This is a genomic window from Vreelandella arctica (assembly GCF_037070215.1).
GTDB lineage: Bacteria > Pseudomonadota > Gammaproteobacteria > Pseudomonadales > Halomonadaceae > Vreelandella > Vreelandella arctica.
This window is the reverse complement of sequence record NZ_JBANSN010000002.1, coordinates 98,324-123,354: the sequence shown is the minus strand read 5'-3', so window position 1 is coordinate 123,354 and position 25,031 is coordinate 98,324. Positions and strand designations below refer to the sequence as shown.

23 protein-coding genes and 1 pseudogene are annotated in these 25,031 nt (G+C 56.4%); 11 read left to right on the top strand and 13 right to left on the bottom strand.

All coding sequences use genetic code 11. The annotated features are described in order from the left end of the window. Positions 1-96: 96 nt before the first annotated feature. From V8L70_RS02080 to V8L70_RS02070, 3 genes are all read right to left on the bottom strand, one after another. The gene (locus V8L70_RS02080; RefSeq protein ID WP_101145973.1) at positions 97-1,884 is read right to left on the bottom strand and encodes an acyl-CoA dehydrogenase; all 1,788 of its coding nucleotides are present in this window, start codon (positions 1,882-1,884) and stop codon (positions 97-99) included. Positions 1,885-2,006: 122 nt separating this feature from the next. After that, the gene (locus V8L70_RS02075; protein WP_101145971.1) at positions 2,007-3,380 is read right to left on the bottom strand and encodes an MFS transporter; all 1,374 of its coding nucleotides are present in this window, start codon (positions 3,378-3,380) and stop codon (positions 2,007-2,009) included. Positions 3,381-3,549: 169 nt separating this feature from the next. Beyond that, a complete protein-coding gene (locus V8L70_RS02070) occupies positions 3,550-4,194 on the bottom strand; it encodes a class I SAM-dependent methyltransferase (RefSeq protein ID WP_198556019.1) in 645 nt (214 codons plus the stop codon). Between the two features lie 40 nt (positions 4,195-4,234). Between V8L70_RS02070 and V8L70_RS02065 the strand changes: the two genes are divergently transcribed. The 4 genes from V8L70_RS02065 (at position 4,235) to V8L70_RS02050 (ending at position 6,466) form a co-directional block, all read left to right on the top strand. Then, positions 4,235-4,618 (top strand): VOC family protein, encoded by a 384-nt coding sequence (locus V8L70_RS02065; RefSeq protein ID WP_008958233.1) that lies wholly within the window; start codon positions 4,235-4,237, stop codon positions 4,616-4,618. Positions 4,619-4,757: 139 nt separating this feature from the next. Further along, positions 4,758-5,147 (top strand): DUF4870 family protein, encoded by a 390-nt coding sequence (locus V8L70_RS02060; RefSeq protein WP_101145968.1) that lies wholly within the window; start codon positions 4,758-4,760, stop codon positions 5,145-5,147. Between the two features lie 2 nt (positions 5,148-5,149). Beyond that, entirely contained in the window at positions 5,150-6,085 is a 936-nt protein-coding gene (locus V8L70_RS02055) for a lysophospholipid acyltransferase family protein (RefSeq protein ID WP_101145966.1), read from the top strand. Positions 6,086-6,115: 30 nt separating this feature from the next. Further along, positions 6,116-6,466: a DUF4870 family protein gene (locus tag V8L70_RS02050; protein WP_101145964.1), complete on the top strand. Its 351-nt coding sequence runs from the start codon at positions 6,116-6,118 to the stop codon at positions 6,464-6,466. A 7-nt stretch (positions 6,467-6,473) separates the two neighbouring features. Here V8L70_RS02050 and V8L70_RS02045 read toward each other — a convergent pair whose 3' ends face one another. Both V8L70_RS02045 and V8L70_RS02040 read right to left on the bottom strand, forming a co-directional pair. Then, on the bottom strand, positions 6,474-7,883 hold the full coding sequence (locus V8L70_RS02045; RefSeq protein WP_101145963.1) for a mannose-1-phosphate guanylyltransferase/mannose-6-phosphate isomerase: 1,410 nt from the start codon (positions 7,881-7,883) through the stop codon (positions 6,474-6,476). After that, entirely contained in the window at positions 7,880-9,508 is a 1,629-nt protein-coding gene (locus V8L70_RS02040; RefSeq protein WP_101145961.1) for an alkaline phosphatase family protein, read from the bottom strand. Before V8L70_RS02040 ends, V8L70_RS02045 begins: the two co-directional genes overlap by 4 nt. A 226-nt stretch (positions 9,509-9,734) precedes the next feature. On the opposite strand from V8L70_RS02040, the gene V8L70_RS02035 reads away from it, so the two are divergent. From V8L70_RS02035 to V8L70_RS02025, 3 genes are read left to right on the top strand one after another with little or no spacing between them, the layout of a single operon-like run. Continuing rightward, complete coding sequence (locus V8L70_RS02035) at positions 9,735-11,312, top strand: OpgD/OpgG family glucan biosynthesis protein (protein WP_101145959.1); 1,578 nt, start codon at positions 9,735-9,737, stop codon at positions 11,310-11,312. Then, complete coding sequence (locus V8L70_RS02030) at positions 11,302-12,129, top strand: FkbM family methyltransferase (protein ID WP_101145957.1); 828 nt, start codon at positions 11,302-11,304, stop codon at positions 12,127-12,129. The genes V8L70_RS02035 and V8L70_RS02030 overlap by 11 nt, the downstream gene beginning before the upstream one ends. A 21-nt stretch (positions 12,130-12,150) precedes the next feature. Further along, positions 12,151-12,924, top strand: coding sequence for a creatininase family protein (locus V8L70_RS02025; RefSeq protein ID WP_101145956.1), 774 nt, complete (start codon positions 12,151-12,153; stop codon positions 12,922-12,924). A gap of 48 nt (positions 12,925-12,972) precedes the next feature. Here the strand turns inward: V8L70_RS02025 and ribA are convergent, their stop codons facing one another. Next, entirely contained in the window at positions 12,973-14,076 is a 1,104-nt protein-coding gene (ribA, locus tag V8L70_RS02020; RefSeq protein ID WP_101145955.1) for a GTP cyclohydrolase II RibA, read from the bottom strand. A gap of 139 nt (positions 14,077-14,215) precedes the next feature. Here ribA and V8L70_RS02015 point away from each other — a divergent pair, with 139 nt between their 5' ends. Beyond that, positions 14,216-15,082: a RibD family protein gene (locus V8L70_RS02015; RefSeq protein ID WP_332870626.1), complete on the top strand. Its 867-nt coding sequence runs from the start codon at positions 14,216-14,218 to the stop codon at positions 15,080-15,082. Between the two features lie 60 nt (positions 15,083-15,142). Here V8L70_RS02015 and V8L70_RS02010 read toward each other — a convergent pair. The 4 genes and pseudogenes from V8L70_RS02010 to V8L70_RS01995 all read right to left on the bottom strand — a co-directional run. Continuing rightward, a pseudogene (locus V8L70_RS02010) lies at positions 15,143-16,063 on the bottom strand (lysylphosphatidylglycerol synthase transmembrane domain-containing protein); the annotation flags it as partial. A 4-nt stretch (positions 16,064-16,067) separates the two neighbouring features. After that, positions 16,068-18,032, bottom strand: coding sequence for a glycosyltransferase (locus V8L70_RS02005; RefSeq protein ID WP_101145951.1), 1,965 nt, complete (start codon positions 18,030-18,032; stop codon positions 16,068-16,070). Further along, positions 18,029-18,427 (bottom strand): 6-pyruvoyl trahydropterin synthase family protein, encoded by a 399-nt coding sequence (locus V8L70_RS02000; protein ID WP_008958245.1) that lies wholly within the window; start codon positions 18,425-18,427, stop codon positions 18,029-18,031. The genes V8L70_RS02005 and V8L70_RS02000 overlap by 4 nt, the downstream gene beginning before the upstream one ends. Before the next feature lie 33 nt (positions 18,428-18,460). Continuing rightward, positions 18,461-19,498: a zinc-dependent alcohol dehydrogenase gene (locus V8L70_RS01995; protein ID WP_101145950.1), complete on the bottom strand. Its 1,038-nt coding sequence runs from the start codon at positions 19,496-19,498 to the stop codon at positions 18,461-18,463. 362 nt (positions 19,499-19,860) lie between these two features. On the opposite strand from V8L70_RS01995, the gene V8L70_RS01990 reads away from it, so the two are divergent. From V8L70_RS01990 to V8L70_RS01980, 3 genes are all read left to right on the top strand, one after another. After that, positions 19,861-20,589 carry a CDP-alcohol phosphatidyltransferase family protein gene (locus tag V8L70_RS01990; RefSeq protein WP_101145948.1) on the top strand — a complete coding sequence of 243 codons (729 nt, stop codon included), beginning with the start codon at positions 19,861-19,863 and terminating at the stop codon, positions 20,587-20,589. Between the two features lie 159 nt (positions 20,590-20,748). After that, a complete protein-coding gene (locus V8L70_RS01985) occupies positions 20,749-22,086 on the top strand; it encodes an erythromycin esterase family protein (protein WP_101145947.1) in 1,338 nt (445 codons plus the stop codon). A gap of 25 nt (positions 22,087-22,111) precedes the next feature. Then, positions 22,112-22,765 carry a phosphoribosyltransferase gene (locus V8L70_RS01980; protein WP_101145946.1) on the top strand — a complete coding sequence of 218 codons (654 nt, stop codon included), beginning with the start codon at positions 22,112-22,114 and terminating at the stop codon, positions 22,763-22,765. Between the two features lie 125 nt (positions 22,766-22,890). Here V8L70_RS01980 and V8L70_RS01975 read toward each other — a convergent pair whose 3' ends face one another. The 3 genes from V8L70_RS01975 to V8L70_RS01965 all read right to left on the bottom strand — a co-directional run bounded on the left by V8L70_RS01975 (position 22,891) and on the right by V8L70_RS01965 (position 24,998). Next, complete coding sequence (locus V8L70_RS01975; RefSeq protein ID WP_101145945.1) at positions 22,891-23,220, bottom strand: four-helix bundle copper-binding protein; 330 nt, start codon at positions 23,218-23,220, stop codon at positions 22,891-22,893. A gap of 166 nt (positions 23,221-23,386) precedes the next feature. Then, complete coding sequence (locus V8L70_RS01970) at positions 23,387-23,857, bottom strand: GFA family protein (RefSeq protein ID WP_101145944.1); 471 nt, start codon at positions 23,855-23,857, stop codon at positions 23,387-23,389. A 181-nt stretch (positions 23,858-24,038) separates the two neighbouring features. Beyond that, positions 24,039-24,998: a LysR family transcriptional regulator gene (locus V8L70_RS01965; RefSeq protein ID WP_232774720.1), complete on the bottom strand. Its 960-nt coding sequence runs from the start codon at positions 24,996-24,998 to the stop codon at positions 24,039-24,041. Positions 24,999-25,031 lie beyond the last annotated feature (33 nt).

Sequence of the window (25,031 nt, the reverse complement as noted above, 5' to 3'; positions counted from 1 at the left end):
GATGTTATTAAAAGCGTTCGTTTTAAATGTTTGTTTTGATGGACTGAAAACAGCACCGCCGCCTCTAGGGCGGCGGTGCTGGCTAATACATTAGCGTCAATAAACCTCAAACTCGCTTAAACACTGCATACCCGCCTCAATTACCGCACGCTGGGCGCGACCTACTGGTAACCACTGGGTGATGGCAAACTCGGCGCTGCGCATCTTGGCAGTATAGAAGGGATCGTTGTTGCCGCTGTTAATTGCCGCCTGGGCGCTTAATGCCGACTGCCCCATCTGCCACGCGCACAGTACATGCCCTGCCAAGTTAAGGAACGGCGTAGCGTAAGCCTGCACCGCATCTGCGCCTTTTTCAGGGTCAGAGCCTTGTTCCAACACAATGGCCTGGGCGGCTTTTAAGTCTTCCAAACCTGCCGCCAAGCCACGGCCCAATGTTCCAAGTGCAGGGTCGGCGTTGAGTTGCTCCACGGTTGCAGCAGCGTCGTGAAGGAGCGCGGTAAGCGCTTCGCCGTTGTCACGCTGAAGCTTTCGGCCTGCTAAATCGAGCGCCTGAATACCGTTGGTGCCTTCGTAAATGGGAGCAATCCGGGCATCGCGCAGTAGCTGGGCGGCACCGGTCTCTTCCACGTAGCCCATCCCGCCGTGCACCTGAATGCCCATGGAGGCAATATCCACGGCTTGATCAGTTGAGAAGCTTTTGATCACCGGAATTAGGATATCAGCGCGAGCCTGAGCGGCGTGGCGGGCTTCATTACTTTCCGCGTGGCGGGCGGTATCAAGCTCAGCGGCACAGTACAGTGCCAGCGCGCGCAGCGCATCGGTACGCGCACGCATCGAAAGCAGCATACGGCGTACGTCCAAGTGATCACTGATGCTGCACTCGGCGCCGCCACGCGTTTTCGGAGAACGCCCCTGGCGACGCTCGAGGGCATAGGCAAAGGCGTGCTGACAGGCACGTTCGGCCACGCCGATGCCCTGTATACCGACTTTATGGCGCGCCTCGTTCATCATGGTGAACATGTGATTAAGACCACGCCCCTCTTCACCGACCAAGTAGCCAATCGCGCCGCCATTTTCGCCAAAGCTCAGGGTGCAGGTGGGCGAGCCGTGAATGCCCAGTTTGTGCTCAATAGAGGCACAGGTGACATCGTTGCGCTCGCCCAGTGAGCCATCTTCGTTAACCAGGAACTTGGGCACTAAAAAGAGTGAGATGCCTTTATTGCCTTCCGGGGCATCGGGCTTACGGGCCAGCACCAGGTGGATAATATTCTCGGCGGCGTCGTGTTCGCCCCAGGTGATATAGATCTTCTGGCCGCTGATTCGGTAGTGGTCGTTTTCAGGCAGCGCACGGGTGCGCACTTGGGAGAGATCCGACCCGGCTTGGGATTCGGTGAGATTCATGGTGCCCGTCCAGGTGCCTTCCACCAGTTTGGGCAAGTAGGTCGCTTTGAGCGCATCGCTGCCGTGATGCGCCAGTGCTTCGATAGCGCCAGCGGTCAACATCGGGCAGAGCCCCAGCGCCATATTGGCACCGTGAAGCATCTCCTGCACTGCACTGGCAACCACTTCGGGCAGGTTCTGACCGCCTAGCGCTTCTGATACACCGATACCGTTCCAGCCCCCCTCGACATAAGCTTGATACGCCGCTGCGAAGCCTTCCGGGGTCGTTACACTGCCGTCGGCATGGCGTTTGGCCCCCTGCTGATCGCCAATCTTGTTAAGTGGCCCCCAGACATCACCGGCCAGTTTTGCGGCCTCTTCAAGTACCGCCTCGACCAAGTCTGGCGTGGCTTCTTCAAAGCCCGGTAGACTAAGCGAGCGGTGCGCTAGTAGCTCTTCGAGCACAAAGCGAAAATCGCGTACCGGCGCGGCGTAAACATTCATAGCGAACCTCGGGCTGGAGTTAAACAATTGTTTGAAAGTTTGCCTACGATAGTAGTAACACTCTCCCGCCTACACCATTAGCCCAAGGTATCAGCCGCTACCGATAACGTCCCCTCTTGGTTTTATTTTCGCTCACTTACTTGCTCTACATCATCATAGTAGGTGATATGACTCTCATCTTCTGCGGGCGGCCCGACTACCGGCTCGGCGGCATCGACATCCCAAACGGCTTCAGAAAGGTCTTCTAGGTGTTCGTGCTCCAGTGCCCCCTGCATTAGCTCCTCGGTAACCACCAGTTCGGCACCGGCAGCGGTCATTGGCGTAGTCGGTGTAAACGGAGCTACGGGCACCGGTGCTGGGCGTACATGACGACGCCAGGAGAAGAACATCACAAAGAACAGGCTTAGCGAACCGAAGGCCCAGAACAGACCCGCGTCTCCCATTGCCGTCATCACCGGGGAAATCATCAGTGGGCTGATGGTAGCGCCAATCGAGTTGATCAACAGCAAGCCTTGACTCATCCGCACCAGGGCCCCAGCAGGCGCACGGTCGGCAGCGTGGCTTACGGCCACTGGATAAAGGGCAAAGACGCCACCGCCGAGCAGGAACAGCAGCACTGCCAATAGGGGTGTCGAAAGAGGTAACCAGAGCATCGCCGCGGAGATAAGCACACAGAAACCGCTAATGGCGATCAGCACCATTTGTCGGTCATGGCGATCCGACCAGCGGCCAATCGGGTATTGCAGCAACATGGCCCCCATGATGAGTACCGCCATCATCTGGCCCACCTGACTCACGCTCATACCATTACGCTGCAGGTAGAGTGGCAACAGCGTGTAGGCCGCGGCGACGACCATACCCGAGCCTAAACTACCCATCACGCCGGTGGGCGTCAGGGTAATCAAGCGGTGCGGGGGAAGCGGCTCGGCGTGCTCGATAATTGGCGATACGCGGGGAATCATCGCCATGGGCAGTACAGAGAGCGAAGCCAGTAGGCCAATCACCATAAAGGGCGCAGTAACACCCATGGCATTCGTCACGCCTAGCAGCAACTGACCCAGCACCCCCGCGGCGTAAAGCGAAATCATATACAGCGCCAACAGGCGACCGCGGACTCTTTGATCGCCAGCCGTCAGTAGCCAGCTCTCAATGACCAGATACACCCCGACGGTCGCCCAGCCACCGATTAAACGCAGCGCAAACCAGGCCCAGGGGTCGAAGAACAAGCCTTGTAGTAATACCGTCACGGCCACTAACGAGGCAAAACTGCCGTAAGCGCGAATATGGCCAATACGCAGCAACAGGCGATCATTTACCATTGCGCCCAACGCCAAACCGATGAAATAAGCCGACGAGACAATACCGATCACCGTCGCCGATTCACCGGCGGCATCGAGGCGCACGGTAATTAAGGTGGCAAGAAAACCGTTGCCTATCCCGAGAATGAATAGCCCTAATAGGGGCGCCAGCGCCATGGCTAGCAGTTGCCGCGACATGAAAACCTCGTCTTGACTAAAAGTGGTGAAAAACAGGCGTGAAAAACGCGACTGAGCGATTTCACAACGACCGTTATCTCACCTGGCACATCGAGTCAGGCAGGGATAGCGGCGCGCAATTATTGCCCTCAAGGGTGCAAAGTCAATGCTTTTCTAAGGTTACAATTATTCACCTTAGCGTTTTATGTAGAATAACCGTGTCTGGCCCAGGAAATTCCACTACTAAACTATTCTTTTGTGCCCACCAACGAAAGGTCTCTTCACTAAAAAAGCTGATATGGGTGGGGTCGCTAATATAGTGCCAGCGAGCAAAGGCGTCAGGGATAGAAACGCGCTTGGTCATCAGCCCAAGATAACCACCGGGCGCGAGCTGTTCGGCCAGTTGTTCCAGCACTTGGCCAGGCTGCGACAAATGCTCCACCACTTCTGTGGCAGTGATAAAATCGAACGTCTGGGTGAGAACCGCGGTATCAGGGGCATAATAGAGGTCGTAAATCGCCATCTGAAAACCGTGCTCGGCGAACATGACGGATAGCGTCGGCCCCGGCCCGGAGCCAAAATCGAGCCCGCGGGCATTGGGTGCGAGCTTCGCTAACAGCGGGGTAAATAAACGCCCTAGAAAGCGTCGATATCCCGTATCATGCGGCGAGTTTTGATGTTTATCATATTCGGCCTTTTCTGCAGCGGCGCTCAAATGCTGCTCAGGGGGGACAAATACCAGTTTGCACGTGGCACACTGGTAGTAGTCACGACGCCGATCCCGGTGGTAGAGCGCAGTAGTGGATTCCGCACAGAGCGGACAGCGGCGCATCATCGTATTCTCTGGCTTATCGTTATGTATTAAGGAAAGTGGCATGCTATCAGGTCTGGATCATCTTGTAGTTACCGTGACCGACATGGGTCGCGCCGTCGATTTTTACTCACGTGTTTTAGGCTTAGATGTACGCTACCGCGATGCTCAACGGGTGGATTTAATGCTCGGTGATACCGCGTTGCGTCTGCATCAAACCGACACCGACATTGCCCCCATCTCAGCAACCCCAACACCCGGCAGCCTGGATTTATGCTTGCGTTGCCAACTGCCGCTGGATGAGTTTAAGCAACACTTAGACGCCTTGGCTATCGATGTAGAGTTGGGTCCCGTTGCTCGCCAAGGCGCCAATGGCCCCATTGAGTCGATCTACCTGCGCGACCCAGACGGCAATCTACTCGAGATTTGCCGCCCCGCTGCGCGTTAGTGCCCAATGTTCGTTAGTGATAAGGCGAATAGCGCACGCTATCATAGTGCGCCGGGGCAACCTCTGCTGAGGGTGCTTTGTATCCCTACTTCAGCATTGCCTGCTCAGCACTTATAGCGATTTACCGAAAGGAAATGTTATGCAAGATAACGCCAATGAGGCGCCACTAGAAGGCAACGTTGTCAGCGAAGAGCGCCCCCAACAGCCCGACACCACCATGGCAATGGTGAACTATGCGCTCTATCTGGCCAGTTTCTTCCTCGGTTTTACGTCGCTTATCGGTGTGATCATCGCCTACGTCTATAAAGGCAAAGGCCCTGCATGGCTAGACGAACACTACCGCTATCAGATCCGCACGTTCTGGATAGGGCTAGTCTACGGCATTGTCTTTTCGTTCTTGACGCTCATCTTGATCGGCTTCCCGTTGCTGCTGGCCCTCGCCGTCTGGCTGATTATCCGCTGCGTTAAAGGCTTCAAAGGGCTGCAAGAGAAACGCGCCCCTTCCAACGTAGATACCTGGTTGTTTTAGATATGAAGCAACAAACGGGTGATACCCAACGCCGTTTTTCAAAAGCCAGTGCGATTAGCTGGCTATGGCGCCAGCTATCACGCTGGTCGCTTAAGCGGCTATGGCGCATGGCATCAGTACTGGGCCCAGTGGTTTACCGTTTCAATAAGCGTGAGCGAGAGGTAACCGAGCGCAACCTGACGGTCGTTTATCCCAACCTCTCTAACGCTGAACGTCAAACCCTTGCCCGGCAGAGTTTACGGCACTCAACCGCTACCATGTTGGAATTAGGCCACGCCTGGATGGCGGAGCCAAATAGAGTAGAAACCAGCATTTTAGCGATACACGGCCGCGACAAACTTGATAACGCCCGCAACGAAGGCCGCGGTGTTATTGTGCTCGCCCCGCACTTCGGCAACTGGGAAGTGCTTAACTTCTGGCTATCGAGCCATTTCCCGTTTACCGCCATGTACGAGCCCCCAAAAATTAGCGATCTTGATCCGGTGATTCGCCATGGCCGTGAACGCATGGGGGCGAGCTTGGTGCCCACCAACCCCCGCGGTGTTGCAGCACTGCTCAAAGCGCTTAAGCGCAGCGAGGCGATTGGCATACTGCCCGACCAGGAACCCGACTGGGGCAGCGGCGTTTTCGCGCCCTTCTTTGGTCGCGATGCCTATACCGCCACGTTGCTGCCCAAACTAGTAGCCCGCACCCAGGCACGTGTGATCACTGGGGTCGCGCTACGGGTACCCGGCAGCGGGTTTGAGATTTATTTTCTCGATGCCGATGAGCGTGTTTACAGCCCCGATGACCAAACGTCTGCCACCGGTGTGAATGCCAGCGTGGAAGCCGCAATAAGCTTGGAACCTGCGCAGTATCAGTGGGAGTACAAGCGCTACCGTAAAGTGGTCCAAGAGCAGCAAAGGCTAGCTAACTACCGCGACTATCGCCTTTATTAGTGCGTCGACTTTATTAACCAGAGCTTACTGATGACCCAAAACGTTTTATCTCGGGATGAGATACGCCCGCCGCAGATTATTTATGCGCTATTCCTGGCGGGTATTGTCACTGCCAATATCACCCTGCTGATTGGCGTGGTGATCGCCTATGTCTACCGCAAAGACGCCGCACCGTGGCTACAGCCGCACTACCGTTACCTAATCCGCACGTTCTGGATCGGCACCCTGTATGCCTGCATCGCCTTTTTGCTCAGCATTGTCATGATCGGCACTCTGCTCTGGCCGCTGCTCGCGGTATGGTTGGGCGTGCGCTGCGTGCTCGGTTGGATCGATGTACGTAAGGGCCGCCCTCCCGCACGCCCTGCTAGCTGGCTTTGGTAAGCTACCCTCACTCGTTGTTGTCTCGGGCGTAAACATCATCCAAGCGCTCGATATCATCTTCGCCCAGGTAGCTCCCTGACTGCACTTCAATCAGCTCAAGGGGGATTTTGCCGGTGTTTTCCAGCCGATGTAGCGCACCGATGGGAATATAGGTCGACTGATTTTCGCTGACCAGAAAACTGCGCTCTTCAAGCGTTACCTGCGCTGTGCCTCTCACCACAACCCAGTGCTCAGCGCGGTGATGATGGCGCTGCAGCGAGAGCCGCCCGCCGGGCTTCACGGTAATGTGTTTGACCTGATAGCGCTCGCCGCTGTCCATCGCCTGAAAGCTGCCCCAAGGTCGCTGCACCTGGGGCGCCGAACAGGGCTCGCTGCGCCCCGCCTGAGTAAGCGAAGCCACGAGTTGCTTGACCTGCTGCGCCTGGTCGCGGTGGGCCACCAACACGCTATCCGATGTTTCCACGACGATGAGGTTCTGCACGCCGAGCGTTGCCACAAGGCGGTGCTCGGCAAACACCAGTGAACCCTGGGTATCGGTTAGCCAGGCATCACCTTTACTGGCATTGCCCGCTGCGTCAGGCTCAACGGTTGCCCATAGCGCATCAAAACTGCCGATATCACTCCACGCAGCGGCCAAGGGCACCACGGCGGCATGCTCACAGTGCTCCATCACCGCGTAGTCGATGGAGTCAGCCGGGCAACGGCCAAACGCTGCTTCGCCCAGGCGCAGAAAATCCAAGTCGCGGTGTGCGCTGTTAACCGCCTCCTGGCAGGCTTCCAGCATTGCCGGCTGTAACCGTTTTAATTGACCCAGATAGCTTGAGGCGCGCAGCAGAAACATACCGCTGTTCCATAAGTAATCACCGCTTTTGACCAGTTCAGCGGCACGCTGGGCATTGGGTTTTTCAATAAAGGCCGCAAGATGATGGCCGCCTTCCAGCGGCTCGCCGCAGGCAATATAGCCATAGCCGGTTTCAGGCTGTGTCGGGACTACTCCAAAGGTAACGAGATAACCCGCTTCGGCTAACGGCTGGGCAAGTGACACGCTATGCTGGAAAGCTTCTACATCGCCAATCACATGGTCAGCGGGCAGTACCAGCAGCAGTGGGTCATCGCCTGAGTGGCGTGCTAGCAGCGCCGCACAGGCAATCGCTGGCGCAGTATTACGGCCTTCAGGTTCGAGCACCACGGTGGCGGCTTGATTCATTTCGCGCAGCTGTTCGGCCATTAAAAAGCGGTGGCTATGGTGGCCCATCAGCATTGGGGCTGCATCGGTTAACCCGGCTAAGCGGCTTAGGGTTTGCTGCAGTAAGCTTTGAGACGAGGTTAAGCGCAAAAATTGTTTGGGCATCTGCTCTCGGGAAAGCGGCCACAGCCGTGTGCCGCTGCCACCGCTTAAAATTACCGGTTGGATCATTGCTGCGTCCTTGTGGTCGTCCTTGTATCCGGGCGAGTGTTTGCATTATCTGCTAACTCACCAAAATCCTCCTGCAGCCAGTGGCGCAGTTGGCTCATCCTGGGCGCGTTACTTGCCTGCTCCAGCACGGGTAGCGTGCCGGGAATAAAGCCACGCTCTATAAACGGCGCCAATAGCGCCGGGTTCCCGCTAACAATATGCACCGGTACCGCTGCGCTGGCATCGTCGCCGGTAATCAATGGCGCGGCCTGATGATCACCCAGCACTATCATCAAGGTATGGTCATCCACCACTCGTTCGGCCCAGCGTCCGGCCACTTTTACAGCGTAGTCCACCGACCAGGCATAGTGGTCGCGAATACGTTCAATGTCCTGCCACAGTACTTCTGGCGGGTCGCCAGCGTTCTCCCAGGGCGCAAAAATGCTGCCATCCCCAATCAAAGACCACTCTTCAATCACCGGCAGAATAGGCGTCCACGGGGCATGGCTAGAGATTAACGTCAGTTGAGCAAACACCGGCGACTCACCCAGCAAGTGTTGCTGAGTATAGTCGAGGGTGAACTGATCGGGCATGGTCACCCAGTTGAGCGCAGGTCCGGCGTAGTCGATATCCTTTGCCGCGACAATTTGATCGAAGCCGTAAGCCTCCCCTTCCGGCCATGCCATAGAAATAGCCGGCATCACGGCCAGCGTGCGTTGGCCGGTAGCACTGAAATCATCAATCAAGGTGGAGTGGTCGCTGTCTAACATCAACTGGTACCACAGCTGGTTATCAATCCAACGACCGCTTAACGCTGTTGCGTGGGCAAGCCAGGATTGCCCGCCACGAATCGGCGATTCCAACAACCCAGAGACAACATGAAGCTCGCGCTCCTCTAGCCGCTGCTGCATATCGGCAAGGGTCGGCAGCAGAACGTCCGCATAACGGGGATTATCCAGCGCAGAGACGCCATAAGACTCAATAAAGGTGAGCAGCACATTGTGTCCATCGAGCCCAGGTAACCGCTGACTTTCCAGCGGCGCTGCCTCCAGTTGCACGGTAAAGGCCAAGCGCGCGGCGTGAGTATCGGCCATTTGCTGCCATTGAAACCGTGTGCTGTTGACCATCGGCAAACGGGCGCTATCCACCAGCCGCACACCGTTAAGTTCAAGTGCGGTACCGATGGTGGCAATGACTAATAGCGTCAACGCAGCGACACCGGGCAGCCGTTTAATCGAGTAAGTGACGGGAGGAAGTAGTAGTCTCACTAAGCCTAGGGCGATACCAAGCAGCACGGCAGCCCCTGCCAGCATTGCGCAAACCGCCAAAAACTGACCTACATTACCTACTAATAAGTGATAAATGGAGCGCAGCAAAGGTACGTCAAGATAGAGGTTGAGTGGCCGGGCAAACGCCATGTGAGTAGCGGCAGTGCCTAAATTCACAGCCGTCGCCAACATGATCCAACTGACAAACCCAACACCGGCGAAACGACGCGCCTGACCGACGGGGAGCACCAGCATAAGGGGCGCAATGATAAACGCCTCCCAAGCGATCAAATGGGCACCGATCTCTCCAAACCGCCACCATAGCGGCGCAACGAGCAGGACATTCAGCAGTAAGGACGTTAATAATATTCGAATCATCGCATTCTCATTTGTACCTGCTTTAGCTTACAGTGTCTGAAGTACGACCTCTCCATGTTCGGTCTTTAAGAGTGTGTACCCAAGCGCAAGAGAAAAGAGCAAGGAATAGAACGCAATAATCCTGTACGTCCGCATGCAATCGTATAGTTATTGTGTAAAAATTTCACGTACTGCTTGGCTTATTGCCAAACGTTTTGCAGGCCTTCACTCGATAAGGATTTCGCCCATGCGTTTTAGCCGTGTTTGCAGGTGGCAGGTTGGTAATTGGCAAGCTGGTAAGTGGATAGCGAGTAAATGGATAGTTGTACTCGGCTGTGCGGTGGCTTCAACCGCCTATGCCGACGACGACAAACATTTCAGCGCCGTCATTGAGCGCGCCCAACAGCTTGCTGAAGCGCCTTATCAAGCCCCTGAAGAGACGCTGCCTGAGGTATTACGTGAACTCAATTACGATACCTACCGGCAAATTCGCTTTGATCCTGATCACGCCTATTGGCGCAATGAGAGTCCCTTTAGCCTCCAGCTATTTCACAGCGGCTTTCTCTTTCAAACCCCGGTTGCACTCAATGTGATCGAAAACGACACAGCCTCCCCGCTTCCCTTTTCGGCGGAAGACTACTCCTATGATGGCAATGCCGAAAAGCTGAAAGAGCACGATTTATCTGGCAGTGACCACGCCGGGTTTCGTCTGCATTACCCCCTAAATAATGAAGAGTACGCCGACGAGTTTGCCGTTTTTCTCGGTGCTAGCTACTTCCGCATAGTGGGGCGCGACCAAGCATACGGACTATCCACCCGCGGGCTAGCGATCGACACCGCCTCGCCTGAAGGTGAGGAGTTTCCGGCGTTTCGCGAATTTTGGCTTTATAAACCCAGCGCAGACGCCAAACAGATTGAGCTATTAGCGTTAATGGACAGCCCCTCTGTCAGCGGTGCCTATCGATTTATTATTGAACCCGGTGAAAAAACGCAGGTAGAGGTGGAAGCGGAACTGTTTGCCCGCGAAGACATTGCCAAGCTGGGGGTTGCGCCGCTCACCAGTATGTTCACTTACGGTGAGGCAAGCCGTGAGCGTCCCGATGATTTCCGCCCCCAGGTACATGACTCCGACGGCCTGCTGATGCATACCGGTAACGACGAGTGGATCTGGCGCCCGCTCACCAACCCAACACAGCTACGCACCTCGACTTTTGCTGATAGCTCTCCCCAAGGATTTGGCTTGATGCAGCGGGAGCGTGACTTTAACCGCTACCTGGATATCGAAGCCCAATACCACCGCCGCCCCAGTCAGTGGGTGGTACCGTTAGATGCGTGGGGGCCGGGCCTCGTGGAACTGGTCGAAATTCCGACACCCGATGAAACTCACGACAATATCGTTGCTTACTGGGTCGCGGATGATGCGTTAAATGCTGGCGAATCCCGTCGCCTCCACTACCTGACGCACACGCTCAACACGCAGCCGGAAGAGCACCACCTTGGCCGTGTGATCCGCACCCGCCATGGCAGTGCCGGCGTGCCGGGGCAAGAGGACTCGGCGACGCCAGGGGAGCGTCAGTTCATTGTCGACTTCCAGGGCGGAGCGCTTGAGGATATCACCGCCGACCAACCTGTCGAGCTGGATATCAGCACCCACCAGGGCGAGGTACAACTGCCCCAGGTAACCGCACTCCCCAATGGCGGCTGGCGAGCGAGCTTTCGGCTGCCCGCAAGCGACCAACCCAGTGATGTTCGCCTGCGACTCATGCTGAACGACGACCCCGTTAGTGAAACATGGAATTACGTCTGGTATCCCGATGCCGGATGAAGATATTCAGAAAACCCGCCTAATGCGGCGCATGGCGCTGCAACGGCTGCGGAGCGCGGGCGGGCTTGCTCGCTCGCTGTTTATTTATTGGCGCCCGGGGCGTCAGCGAGGGCTCCAGCGCCTCTACCAGCCGTTTATTCAGCCCGGCACTATCGCCTTTGATATTGGCGCTCACTTAGGTGACCGCAGCGCGGCTTTTCATGCGCTAGGCGCAAAAGTGATTGCCCTGGAGCCCCAGCCTGATCTCGCCAAGTGGTTTAAGCGATTGGTTAGGCCGAAAAGCATCACGCTGCTCCCCATGGCGGCTGGTCCAACAGAGGGCTTTGCCGACATCGCTATTAGCACCGGCAACCCGACGCTTTCCACCCTGGCCACCGAATGGCGCGAACAGATTGGCGAGCGCAATGCAGGCTTTAGCCAAGTGCGCTGGGAACAGCGCTTGCGGGTACCGGTCACCACGCTGGATACGTTAATTGAAGAGTATGGTGAGCCCAGCTTTATCAAGATTGACGTTGAAGGCTTTGAAGCAGAGGTGCTGGCAGGACTAAGCAGCCCGGTGGCCGCGCTTTCGGTGGAGTTTGTGGCGGGTGCATTAGCGGTCAACCACGACTGTGTTAACCATTTAAGTCGTCTTGGCGAGTATCGCTATAACGTGGTCGCTGGAGAGCAGCGCCATTTCCGTTGGGCCGAGTGGCAAACGCCGCAAGCGATGACCGAATGGCTAAGCGCTGGCGCTGACGAGCTAGCCTCTGGCGATCTCTACGCCTGCCGCTCGGATCATCAGTTGCTTCAGAACAATGTTCACAACAATGTTTAAACCCTAAAGGCTTTTCATTTCATGATTCACCACTGGCAAACGCTCACCGCACCGCAGTTAGCCGAGTTCGCCCAACGCGACCCGGTAGCGGTGCTGGTACTCGGCGCCATTGAACAACACGGCACCCACCTTCCTCTAGCTACAGACCTGACCATTGGCGAAGGTCTGCAAGCCGCCATGCTGCAGGAGCTTGATCCGAACCTTAATGTGATCTGCCTACCCGCCATTGCCGTCGGCGCAAGCGATGAGCACGCCAGTTTCCCAGGCACGCTGAGCCTGCCAGCGCCATTGGCGATCGCCACGCTAGAAGCGTATGGCGACAGCCTGGCCCGCGCTGGCATTCGTCGTCTGGTACTACTTAATAGCCACGGTGGCAATAAAGCGGTGATGGATTTAGCAGGCTTAACCCTGCGGCGGCGGCATGCAATGCGCGTGGTAAAAGCCACCTACACGCGGCTGCCACCGTTAGAAGGCGCCATTAAGGCTGATGAGCTGCGTTACGGGTTACACGGTGGGCTACTCGAAACTGCCATGATGCGCTATTTGGCACCCATGCTTGTCCAGCTAGATAACTATCAAGCCACACCGCCTGCGGCGCCCGCTGGCAATGCCTTAGTGAGTGCAGAGGGTGCAGCAGCGTTTGCCTGGTTAGCGGAAGATTTAAGCTCCCATGGTGTGGCCGGTGATGCCAGCCACGCCAGCGCCGAATTAGGCGAGCGGCTGGTAATGCATTATGCCCGCCAGTTAGCGGCAGTCGTGACAGAAACTGCCCACCTACCGCCGCTAACCAACTAAAACCACTTCACGATTGGAGCAGCTTGAGCTCGCGACCGTTTGCGGCGGTTAACGCTGCCCGCTTAGTACGTCTTCTAACAGATGCCCGCCGCGGGTGGCCTTGGCGTTTAGATAGCGCTGGTTATGATCGGTAACGCTGCCGTACAGCGCCTGGCGCGAGACGACCTCGATACCGCCCTGGCGCAGCGCTTCCATTTTCAGCGGGTTGTTGGTCAGCAGCTGCACTTGCTCAATATCAAGGGCGTTGAGCATATCTACCGCCACGGCGTACTGGCGCTCATCGTCCCCAAAACCAAGCACTTGGTCGGCATCCACCGTATCCAGGCCACCATCTTGTAAGGTGTAAGCGCGCAGCTTATTGGCTAAACCGATGCCTCGCCCCTCTTGGGCCAAATAAAGCAGCACACCGCCGCCCATGGCCTGAATATCGGCGACTGCATTGCGTAATTGCTCGCCACAGTCACAGCGTAAACTGCCAAACAGGTCACCGGTTAAACACGCCGAGTGCATGCGCAGTGGCACCGCACCTTCCCAACTCTCCGGCTTACCAATAACGACGGCAACATGCTCGCGTAAGCCGTCCGGCTCACGGAAAAGCACAAAGCGGCTTTCAGCGGCATCCTCCAAGGGAATATGTGCTTCGCTAACGCGCTTCAGCATGCCCGGCGCACCGGCCAAGCAGTGCTCAGCGTCTTTAGCGGTAACTTGCAGTAGCCGCCCTTCTGCTAGCTGTTGCTCGATATTCGCAGCGGCCTCTTTGCTGACAAAAGCACATAGCGCTGCTGGAATTAACAGCGCGCGACGCATCAGCGTAACGGCCCCTAGTTCGGCTAACCCCGCTGGCTTTAAGCCGCTTAGCAGCCCACCCGCAGGTTGCGACAGCGCCTCCGCCGTGGCTAAGCCATGCAGCTCATTGGTGCTTATCCTGGTCGCGAGCGGCAAGCTGGCGGCTTCAGCGGCTAACGTTACGCCCATGGCTGCCAAGCGGTGACGGGTAAGCACCAGCGAAGGCCGCGCGCCTGCTAACCGAGCAAGCGCTTCGACTGATTCACTACCTTCCAGTGCCTGTACTAGCAAACGCTGCTCACCGGCATTTACTACTACTGGCAATCCGCGACGGATATCGAAAATAGCTCGTTCAATCTGGTACATGTAGGCCTCCTGGCTTCCTGGCGTGGGGGATGATACGCGCTCGCGCTGAACGAGTTGCTCGGGCTACTGGCTCTGAACTACTTGCCCTAGACCAAGTAGAGCCCGCATGATGAAGCGGATTTATTAGCGCGGAGGCGTCATGCCCGACTCCCATGTCAATACGGGTATTAATAGCAGTGTTATGAATACTAGCGGCACTATTTCGCTGGTCGATGCCTGGCAATGGCTCTCGGCTCTGCGTCATCGGCGCCCTTGCGAGGTGGCGATCACCGTGACGCCAAGCGGCGAGTGGCAAACGGGTCAGCCGGTCAGTGTTGAGGCGCGTGAGCTGCTCGACTGCCTGACCCCATTGGCCAGTCGCCTGGCCTGGGTCGTGGCTCAATTGGGCCAAAGCCTTGATGGTCGCATCGCGACGGAAAGCGGCCACTCCCACTACATCAACGGCCATGAAAGTTTGGTTCACCTGCACCGCCTGCGCGCCCTGGTTGACGCGGTGGTCGTGGGCGCGGGCACCGCCAGCGCCGATAATCCTCAACTGACCGTGCGACACGTTAGCGGTACTAACCCGACGCGGGTGGTGCTGGACCCACGCGGCCGTATCCCTAATGACTTGGCGCTGCTGTGTAACAGTGCCGCGCCGACACTGCTGATTGTGGGGCCTGGGGTAGCGAACACGACGCTGCCTGCCCACGTTCAACGTTGCGTGCTGCCACTGGGTGCCAACGGCCAGTTCAATCCGCTTGATGTCATCACCCTGCTGGCCGATAAAGGCCTGCCCCGTGTGCTGATTGAAGGCGGCGGTATCACGGTATCTCAGTTTATCGAAGCAGGCGCCGTTGACCGGCTGCACCTGCTGGTCGCCCCGCTGCTGATCGGCTCCGGCAGGCCAGGGCTTCAAATGACGCCCATTCAGACGCTTGAGAGTGCGCTGCGCCCGCCCACGCGCACCTTCCGCTGTGGAGACGACACGCTGTTCGACCTGCATCTGCGGGATACCACCGCCTGAGGGCTGCGCTTTCTCGCGACGGCTCAGCGCCACCCAAATACCTGGTAGGCTCGCCAGCAGCACCAGCACACCGTAGGCCAACGACACCGCCACGCCTTGGGCGGGCGGCAGTCCTACCAGCGCCCAGACACCAGCCGCAGCGCCTTCCCGTAAACCCCATCCGGCCACGGAAAATGGAATCAACATCGCCAATAGCAGCACCGGTGCCAGCGCCAGCACCTCCAATACCGCTAGCTCAACACCAATTGCCCGCGCCGCACACACCATCACTAGGCCGTAGCTCAGCACAATGACCAGCGACGAGAATAGTTGCTGAGGCCATACATTACGCCGCCATAAGCCACGTTTAACGTCGCGCGCCAGGGCTTGGCACCAATGCGGCAGCCGTGCCAACCGATGGCTTATATGTTGGCGCAACAGCAGGCCGCTGGCGATAACCACGGCGAGAGCAGCCACGACGCCTAAGCCCACCGTAGTAAGTACTGACACTCCCAGCGCGGCATGCCAGAGCGGTGATAGCAGCAATGCCGCGAGCGTTAGCACGACCACAGCCACTTGGCCCGAGGCGCGCTCAATAATGACCGCTCGCCAAGCGCGACCGCGTGACTGCGCCTGAGCAGCATGACGATGTGCCCGCCCGGCGTCGCCCAGTACTCCACCGGGCAACAGCTGATTAACCAGCAGCGCCAAATAGTACTCTCGCAGGGCATAAGCAAACCGCAGCGGTACATCAATCAGCCCAGCGGTAAACTGCCAACGCCAAGCGCAGAGCATGATCTGCAGCGTACTGATGACTAACGCCAACACTACCCACCCAGCCGAGAAGCGCTGCACTTCCGCCACGATGGCCCGGGGGTCGACCCACAACAACACGGCCCCTAGCAAGGCAATACTGAGCACCACCCGCCGTAGCCATGAGCTTTGCAGGCATGGGCTAATGTACGCGCCTAGCCGGGTACACAACGTCTGAGCAAACCCCATCGGCTTAGGCCTCTTCCTGAGGCTTGGCAAACGGAGGGATGGCAAAGAGATCACGGTACCCCACCCAAATCCCCAGCTCGCCGTTGGCCACCGCCTGCTGGCGCTGCTCCAACCAGCTGGCAATGCGTGCCGCGGCGTCAGGGGCTTGTTCGGTGGCGGCCTCAGCCCAACCTTCCAACAGCGCCATCATTAACGGCTGCTGGTCATGGTTGCCAGCAGTCAGTTGCCATGGGGTATCGTCCTGCTCAATGCGATAATCGGCCTTCTCAAGGGTAGCTACTAACACCTCTTGAGCCTGACCGCCCAGCGCATCGCCCAAGCCTTTATCACGCTGCTGATGTGCAATAAACATGGCCAGCAGCCAGTGGTCTTCATCATCCAGCACCGGCTCGCCCTGGGCATCGATAAAGTGCCACTCTCCGGTCACGCTCAGCGCGATTAGAAGCGCTTGTTGCTGCTCGGCACAGCGCCCCACTAATGCCTCGATCCATTGCTGAGAAACCAGATCAAGCAGCGCCGACGCCGTCACTAGGTGCGCATCGTCCAGCGGCACATCGTCAAGCGGCTCCAGCGATACACAGTGCGTTTCGACGGCCACAGGCTGCCCTTGGCTATCGCTTAACCCGGCGGCACGCTGGCGCGCCTGCGCTAACAAAATGGCATCGTGGTCAATCAACTCCCATCGCTGGTGGGCGCTAAAACGCGGGGCCAGAAATCCCATGTTGCTCCCCCGGCCACAGCCAAGATCCGCGATCATCGGCGTTGAGCTACGTGCCTCCAACCACTCTGAAGCGAACTGAGCAAGGCGCTGGCTGCGTGAGGCGAAATCAGCGGCCTCGCGCAGCGTTAGCCAATCGGATTCAAACTGACTCCCAGCGCGCAAGGTTAGCGAATCATTGGAGGCATGGTTTTGCGCTGTTAACGCCGCGGCGAAGGCCTCGCTCGCCGCCTGCCAATCGCTTAACTGACCACGGGCCTGAGCAGCGCCATGACGCAGTTGCTGACGCAGTTCTGCATCGTTACAAAATCGGCTCAACGCGTCTTGAAGCGCCGCAACATCGCCCGGTTCAACGCTTAAACCTGCACCTTCTGGCAAGGTGTCGCGTAGCGCGCCACCGGTGGTGGTAATCACCGGCAGGCCATGGGCCAAGGCTTCGGTGACCACCATGCCATAGCCCTCGTACCAGGAAGGCAGCACTAATGCGTGCGCGTGTTGGTAAGCCGCTTCCAACGTCTCGCTATCGCACTCGCCGTGGAGGTGCACACTGCTTTGTAAACCGTTCTGATCAATCAGCTGTTGCACGCGTTGTGTAAACGCCGCGTCTCGCGCGCCGCCATAGCAGTCGCACTGCCATTGATCACCGGCCACTCCCGCTAGCGCTTGAACCAGAACATCTTGCCCCTTGCGCGGCGTTAGCGTTGCCACACATAGCAGGCGCAGCGTTTCACCAGCTTCTGCTTCTGGGCTAACCGGTGCCTGGGCCACGCCCGGTTCCACTACGGTGACACCTGCATTGATGGGTATGGCGTAGTGCGCCGCCAGTTCCGGCAAACGCCGAGCGGTAAAATGGCTGGTGACAATAGTGCGTGCCACAGAAGCCAGCGCGGTTAACTCGCTGCGATGAAAGCGCTGCTGATCAGCCTCATCAAGGCCCAGTTCATCGCCTAAGGGATGGTGCAGCAGCGCGGTAATGTCCAGCCGCGTTGCATGCTGGGCAACCACGTCAGGCAGCGCCCCCATGGCCAAGCCATCGATCACCACCGCCGCATGGTCGGGAAGTGTCTCAAGCGCTTGAGCTAGTGCCGCTGCCGCTTCGGCGTCCGCATCAGGAAACACGCCTGCCAGGCCCACGACGTCAATCTCCCAGCCCTGGTCACGTAGGGCCGAGACAATACGCGCATCGTAGATATAGCCACCGGTGCGCTGAGCAGGGTCACCGGCAACGATCAAGGTAAAACGCCGACTCATAGTGCGCCTTCGTAACTAGCCCAGGCCACATGAGACTCGTGCAGTTTGATCTCCATATGGGTAATGCCCTGGGCGGTGGTGCCCATTTTGCCTTCGCCGATCGCTTTGGCTAGCTGGTCGAAAATCACCTTAGCCATAAATTCGGTGGTGGTGTTTTTACCTTTAAATTCACTTACGTCATCCAGGTTTTGAAAGTTGTAGCCTGCCAATACCTCTTTGACTGTTTCGCTGGCAAGGCCAATATCGATCACTAAGCCATCCTCATCCAGCTCAGGGCGCTGGAAAACCACATCCACCACATAGGTGGCGCCATGGGTACGCTGGGCGGGGCCAAATATCTCGCCGTTAAAGCTGTGGGCAATCATAAAATGGTCACGAACGCATAAACGAAACATAAAAACTCCTGATTAATTGTTTAAAAACACAAGTTATGCGGAATATCGCAGCCGATGGCAGAGCTCAACACTACCGCGCCCAAACAGCGTATTAGCAAGCGTAGGCAATTGTTTAAAGTCGCTTTCACCGCTGATCAGTGCATCCAACCGCTCATCCACCAGTAAGCTCAGCGCGAGCCTAAGGCGACGCTGGTAGTCCCAACGTGGGCGAAGTTTTGGTGGCAGTTGGCCTACCTGGCTGGCTTTAAGCGTCAGCCGCTGGGAGTGGAAAGCGCCGCCCAAAGGAATCGCGACGTCGCCCTCGCCAAACCAGCTCATTTCGATAATGCGCCCTTCGCTACCCACTAACTCCAAGGCCTGGCGCAAGCCAGCCGAGTGGCCGCTGGCATGGATCACGCAATCTTGATCATGGGGGGCTTGTTCAGGTGTGGCGAAGGCAACGCCTAGCTGCTCGGCGAGCTGGCGGCGCGCTGGGTTGATATCGACCAAATGCACATCGACGCCGGGTACCTGGGCACACAGGTACGCCACTAGTGCACCGACGACACCAGCACCAATAACGCAAATCCGCTCGCCCAGCATGGGCTCGGCATCCCACACGCCGTTGATGGCCGTTTCCATATTGGCGGCCAATACGGCGCGTTTAGCGGGCACATTGGCAGGCACTTCAAGCACCGCTGAAGCAGGTACGGTGTAGTAGTCTTGGTGGGGGAACAGGCAAAAGACGGTTTTATCTAAGAGCGCGTCCGGCCCTTGTTCAACGCGACCAACGCTGCAGTAACCGTACTTGACCGGGGCGGGAAACTCACCCGACTGAAAAGGGGCGCGCATGCGCGAAAATTCGCTTTCAGGCACTCGACCGTTAAACACCAGCGATTCGGTGCCTCGGCTAATACCGCTGTACAAGGTGCGTACCTGCACTTCATCCTGAGCGGGCGTCGCCAGAGGCTCAGCCCGCAACTCGCCTTGGGCTGGGCTGGTCACCCAGAAGGCGGTGGCGCAGCGGTTTTTGCCAGCGTGAAGGTTTTTGCCAACGTATAGTTTTTTGCCAACATCGTCAGGCGTCGACATGAGCGATCCTTTTCGTTACAAGCTCAACTAAACCGAGCTCTATTTCATTCCATTGAAAGTAGCGTGGGGCCATGGCGCTGCACATTAAGGCGAGGTTGCTCGTTATGTGACTTGGCCCCTTACCATACTGGACGGCCACCTCTTGAATGGCCTCATGCAGAACAGTCATTAATGGCTCACCATCTTTAGCGTAGCGGTTGAAGAGAAATTATTCGATTAACAATGTGCAACACTTGAAGCTAACTAGGCTATTTTCCTTGATCATATAGACAACCCTACCTTCTTCTACAAGAATGGTACATATAAAAATACTTGCATCATTTATTTCAACTGCGGACAGCGATGCCGCTTCGTGAGCCACCATGCCGTTTTTTTCAAATGCCTCATCCATGACACTACCCAAACGGCTTTATAGCGCTGCAGAGCTACTGCTGGGCGGCTTGGTGCTGATGGCTGTGGGTAAAGCATTACCGCAATTAATGGCTACCTCGGCTAACTGGTGGGTTGCCTCGGCCTTCTACACGTTTATATCTATCTTAGTGATGGTGTTCTGGACCCACGGTTCACTGGGTTGGGCAAACCGGGTCACGCTGGCCCGCGCGGTATTAGTCGCGCTGCTGGCAGGTGCGCTCGCCGCCAATGCGTTTGTAGAGGTCATCTGGCAGTGGTTGGCAATTGCGGTGATCGCTCTACTGTTGGATGGCGTTGATGGCTGGATTGCCAGGCGCACCAAAAGCCACTCACTGTTCGGCGCGCGCTTTGATATGGAGCTGGATGCCCTACTGATATTGCTACTTTGCGCAGGATTGCTGCGGTTAGAGTCTCTGGGCCTGTGGGTGCTGATGATTGGGGGGATGCGCTACCTGTTTGTAGCCGCCAGTTGGCCGTTCCCCTGGCTTGCAGAACCGCTGTTCGAAAGCTTTCGCCGTAAAGCCGTATGTGTCTGGCAGGTGGTTGCGCTGCTGTTGGCGTTAACGCCACTTACCTCCCACCTTGTTGCCAGCCTGCTGGCCATTAGTGCGTTGCTTTCATTGCTATATTCATTTGGCATTGACGTTTGGTGGCTGTCACGAAAAACACGCCGCTACTAATGCACTGCGTCTTCTAGGGAGCCATTTCGCAGCTTAGCGATAAATGCTTGGATAAGCTGTTTCTTCCTTACTATAGTTATTTTCAAGCTATTCGTAATTTTCAAATTGTCAGTATTTTTTAAGCTGCTTTTTCGCCTGTTCGTGTGCTGGGAGATTCCTATGGATCACTCGATAACAGCACCCTATTCATCCGCCCAGCAAACAGCCAAGGCCATCGCTGCTGCTTGTGAGCCGCTGCCAAGTTTGCAAGAGGAAGACGCATTCGGCGCCCATTTTGATCGTTTCGGCGATGCCAAGATTGTGTTGCTAGGTGAGGCGTCCCATGGAACCTCTGAATTCTATCGCGCCCGCGCCGCCATTACGCGACGACTTATCGAACAGCACAATTTCAATATTGTAGCGGTTGAAGCGGATTGGCCGGATGCTGCATACATCGACCGCTATGTTCGGCATCGCGCTGCAACAAGTGACGACCGACAAGCTTTCACACGGTTTCCCGCTTGGATGTGGCACAACGAAGAGGTGGCGACTTTCACCGAATGGTTGCGCCAACACAATGCCGAGCTGCCTTTCAGCCAACGTACCAGCTTCCGTGGGTTGGATATCTACTCACTGCGCGCGTCCCTTTTCGCCGTGCTTGATTACCTGGATCGAATCGATCCGGAAGCCGCTCAAGCGGCCCGTCAACGTTATGGCTGTTTAACGCCCTGGCAAAGCGAACCAGCCTTGTACGGTCACGCCCTATTACAAGAAGAACAAGATACGTGCGAAGAGGCAGTGGTTGAGCAACTTCAGGCGCTACTGGAACACCGCATTGAGTATATGGCCAAGGAGGGCGAAGAAGCCTATTTCAATGCCACCCAGAACGCCCGCGTAGTGAGAGCCGCCGAACAGTACTATCGGCTTATGTACCGTGGTTCCACCCAGTCATGGAACCTACGAGACCGCCACATGTTCGATACGCTACAGCAGGTGATAGAAGCCAAAGGAGCAGACGCTAAGGTAGTGGTCTGGGCGCATAATTCCCATATCGGTAATGCGTCGGCCACTGAAATGGGCTGGCAGGGTCAATTCAATATCGGCGAGCTGTGCCGCACCGCCTATGGCGATCAAGCTGTTTTAATCGGTTTCGGCACACACACGGGGATCGTGGCAGCGGCTGACAACTGGGATTCGCCAATGAAGATCAAGCAGATCGTGCCGTCACGGGCAGACTCCTTTGAACGAATTTTTCATGAAACACAGTTGCCACGCGCCTTAATTGAGCTGCGCAACCCTCAACACTCTAAGGTTCGAGAACAGCTAACCCAAACACGCCTGGAGCGTGCTATTGGCGTCATCTATCGTCCGGAAAGCGAGTACTACAGCCATTACTTCAAGGCCTCGCTAGCAGAGCAGTTTGATGCCTATGTGTGGTTCGATGAGACCACCGCAGTGACGCCACTGCCGAGCGAAAGGCCCCAGGGAGTACCCGACACTTATCCTTTTGGGGTTTAGGCCGCTTGGCGCTTAGGAGCCACACATGCACACGCAACAAGCACTTTTTGATAATCGACGAGCAGCAGGACGAAAGCTTGCCCACGCATTATCCGGGGCGCGATATGACCTAGTGCTGGCACTACCTCGAGGGGGTGTGCCCGTTGCCTACGAGATAGCGATAGCCCTTAAACTTCCGTTGGATGTGGTCATCGTGCGTAAGATTGGCGCGCCTGGGCAACCCGAGGTTGGGCTAGGCGCTGTCGTCGATGGCGACCCACCTCAGGTGGTATGGACCGCGGATGTGCTGCAGGTTTTTCAGCCTTCTGAACGTTATCTTGAAGCTGAAGTAGAGCGCCAACTAAGCGAGATAACCCGCCGCCGTCAGGCCTATATTGGTAACCGGGCGCCCATTAACGTGAGCGAACGTCATGTATTACTGGTGGATGATGGTATCGCCACTGGCGGAACCGCAAAAGCAGCCGCCAGGGCACTACGCCAGGCAGGCGCCGCTTCCGTTACTCTGGCAGTGCCTGTCGCTCCGCAATCCACATTGGATGAGTTAGCTACCGAGGTTGACGATTTGGTCTGTTTAGCTACTCCCGAGCCTTTTATCGCCGTTGGCCTTCACTATCAAGATTTCACCCAAACCAGCGATGATGAAGTGATCACCCTTTTGCAGAAGGCCCCCTCTTTTTAACGCACTCTTTTGAACGTTCTCTTTGATATAGATGAAAAGACAAAAAAGCCAGCTTTCACGACGTATGAAAGCTGGCTTTGTTTAATCTAGGTTTAGGCTTTTACGCTGCCTTTTTCGTACAAAACCTAGGCAGCCATCGCAGCACACTCACTGGCGCAATGATGGCACGCCTTAGCGCACTCCTGACAATGCTCGGCATCGTGTTTGGCACACTCATCACCGCACGCTTTGCAAATATCAGCGCATATTCGGCAGATGTCCTTGGCGTATTCACTCCCCTGGGCCATGAAGGAAGCTGCCAAGCGGCAAATTTGCGCGCATTGGCGATCCAAACGGATACACTCAGCCATCATTTTCACATCATCTTCTTGCAAGCAGGCAGTAGCGCAAGAATCACAATAAACGGCGCAGACATTACACGCTTCAATACACGACTTATATTTTTCAAATTCCATCTTTCCACCCTCCTTGTCAAAAAACGAGAACACGGCTGGCCATTCGCAAGGCAGGCCTTGCAAGCCGTACGTTGAACTCCAATGGGTCGCATTTCTATGGAGTGCGTATAAAAGAGTAGAACAGCCTGTTTTCAACACAAGCGAAGCAAGCGGCCTCATTAACGGCCTAGCACTCCAATCCTAGCCGCTGGTGCCACTCGGCAAGACTCTCATCCGGGTACTCATCAAAGCATTTGTCTTGAAACTGCGCATTGACCTCGACCCAATCCGCCCGGCTTCCCAGCATCATGTGTGTTTTCTTGGGAGGGGTCGGCAAGTCGGTATCAATCGCTGAGGCAAAGGGATGCACCAGCTCGGGCCAATCGGGGTCATAAACCCATAGCGACGATGCACAGTGTTTGCAGAAATGCCGCTCCCCTGTGCTCTGCTCCCCCTTGATAAGCGCGCGATAGACGCTGATATGCTCTTCACCCGTCACCTTTAGCGTTTCGTTATCGCCGCTAAGGTTGATGGCGTAGCCGCCACCACCTGCCGTTTTGCGGCAAATGGAGCAGTAACAGCGGTTGAAAGGATAAGGGTGGTGTGACGTCACACTAAACGTCACTGCTTGGCAGTGGCATGAACCTTCGAGCAGCATAGTTGCCTCCGTTTGCAGCGGTTACCCAAGACGAATATCAAGGCGCGACAGCATGAACCGAGTGCGATCTTAAGCTCTCTCTTAAGTTCTCACTCAAGCCCTCTCTTAATATCTTAGCTTAGCGCATAGGATCTAGGCCGCTTTTAACGGGGATAATTGACGCTGTTTGTAAGTCAAGGCATCAGCGTTCAGCCTCTAAGGCTTGAAGCAATTCAGCCACGGCCATCTCCCCTTCAGGCTCGTCAAACGCTTGTGCCAGGGAACCTTGTACATAGCTCAAAAAACGAATGGCGGCGGGGGGTAAGCGGCGTTGTCGCCTGACCACAAAGTGCCAACGACTTTTCAGCGGAAAGCCCTGCAGCGGCAGTTCTTGGACACCGTTGGGCGAATCTGCAACAACGTGGCGAGATAGCACTGCTAGGCCCATGTTTGACGCCACCGCTAGCCGAATAGCCTCATTACTGGCGATCTGCTGGGTAGAGCGTAGCTCAATACCCGCATTATACAGCCAGGCATCAAAGGTATGCCGAGTCGCAGAGCCCGGTTCACGCAGCAGAAATCGCTCCTCTTTGAGTGCGTCCATGTTGAGACCCTCTACGCTTGCCCAACGACAATGCTGGGGCCCCACCACTACCAATGGATTGCTCAGAAAAGGCGCGGCTAACACATCGTCATCAATGGGTGGATGACTAAATACGTAGATGTCATCCTCATGGCGTTCAAAACGATTGAGCATCTGCTGGCGATTACCTATCTCCACCGTGACATCTACCTGGGGGTTAGCCTGACCAAACGGCCCTAACAGCCGTGGCAGTACATATTGCGCGGTGTTCACCAAGCCGATACTGAAATGCCCGCGCCCTCCGCGGTTGTACTCTTCCAGGTACTGATTAAACACATCGGCACGGCTAAGCAAATCTTGGCTAAGTTGATAAAGCGCCTGACCAACCTCAGTGGGCACCAAGCGACCTTCCTCGTGGCTCACAATTGGTTCACCGACAATCTCTCTCAGCCGCTTTAACTGCTGAGACACCGTGGGTTGGGTCAGGTGGAGCCGATTTGCAGTGGCCGTCAGTGAGCCTGTGCGAACCACGTCGGCATAGACCTGTAGCAAACGAAAAGTGAGTTGTCGTACTTTCATAGCCAGCACCATAGAAAATCATCTATGACTGTA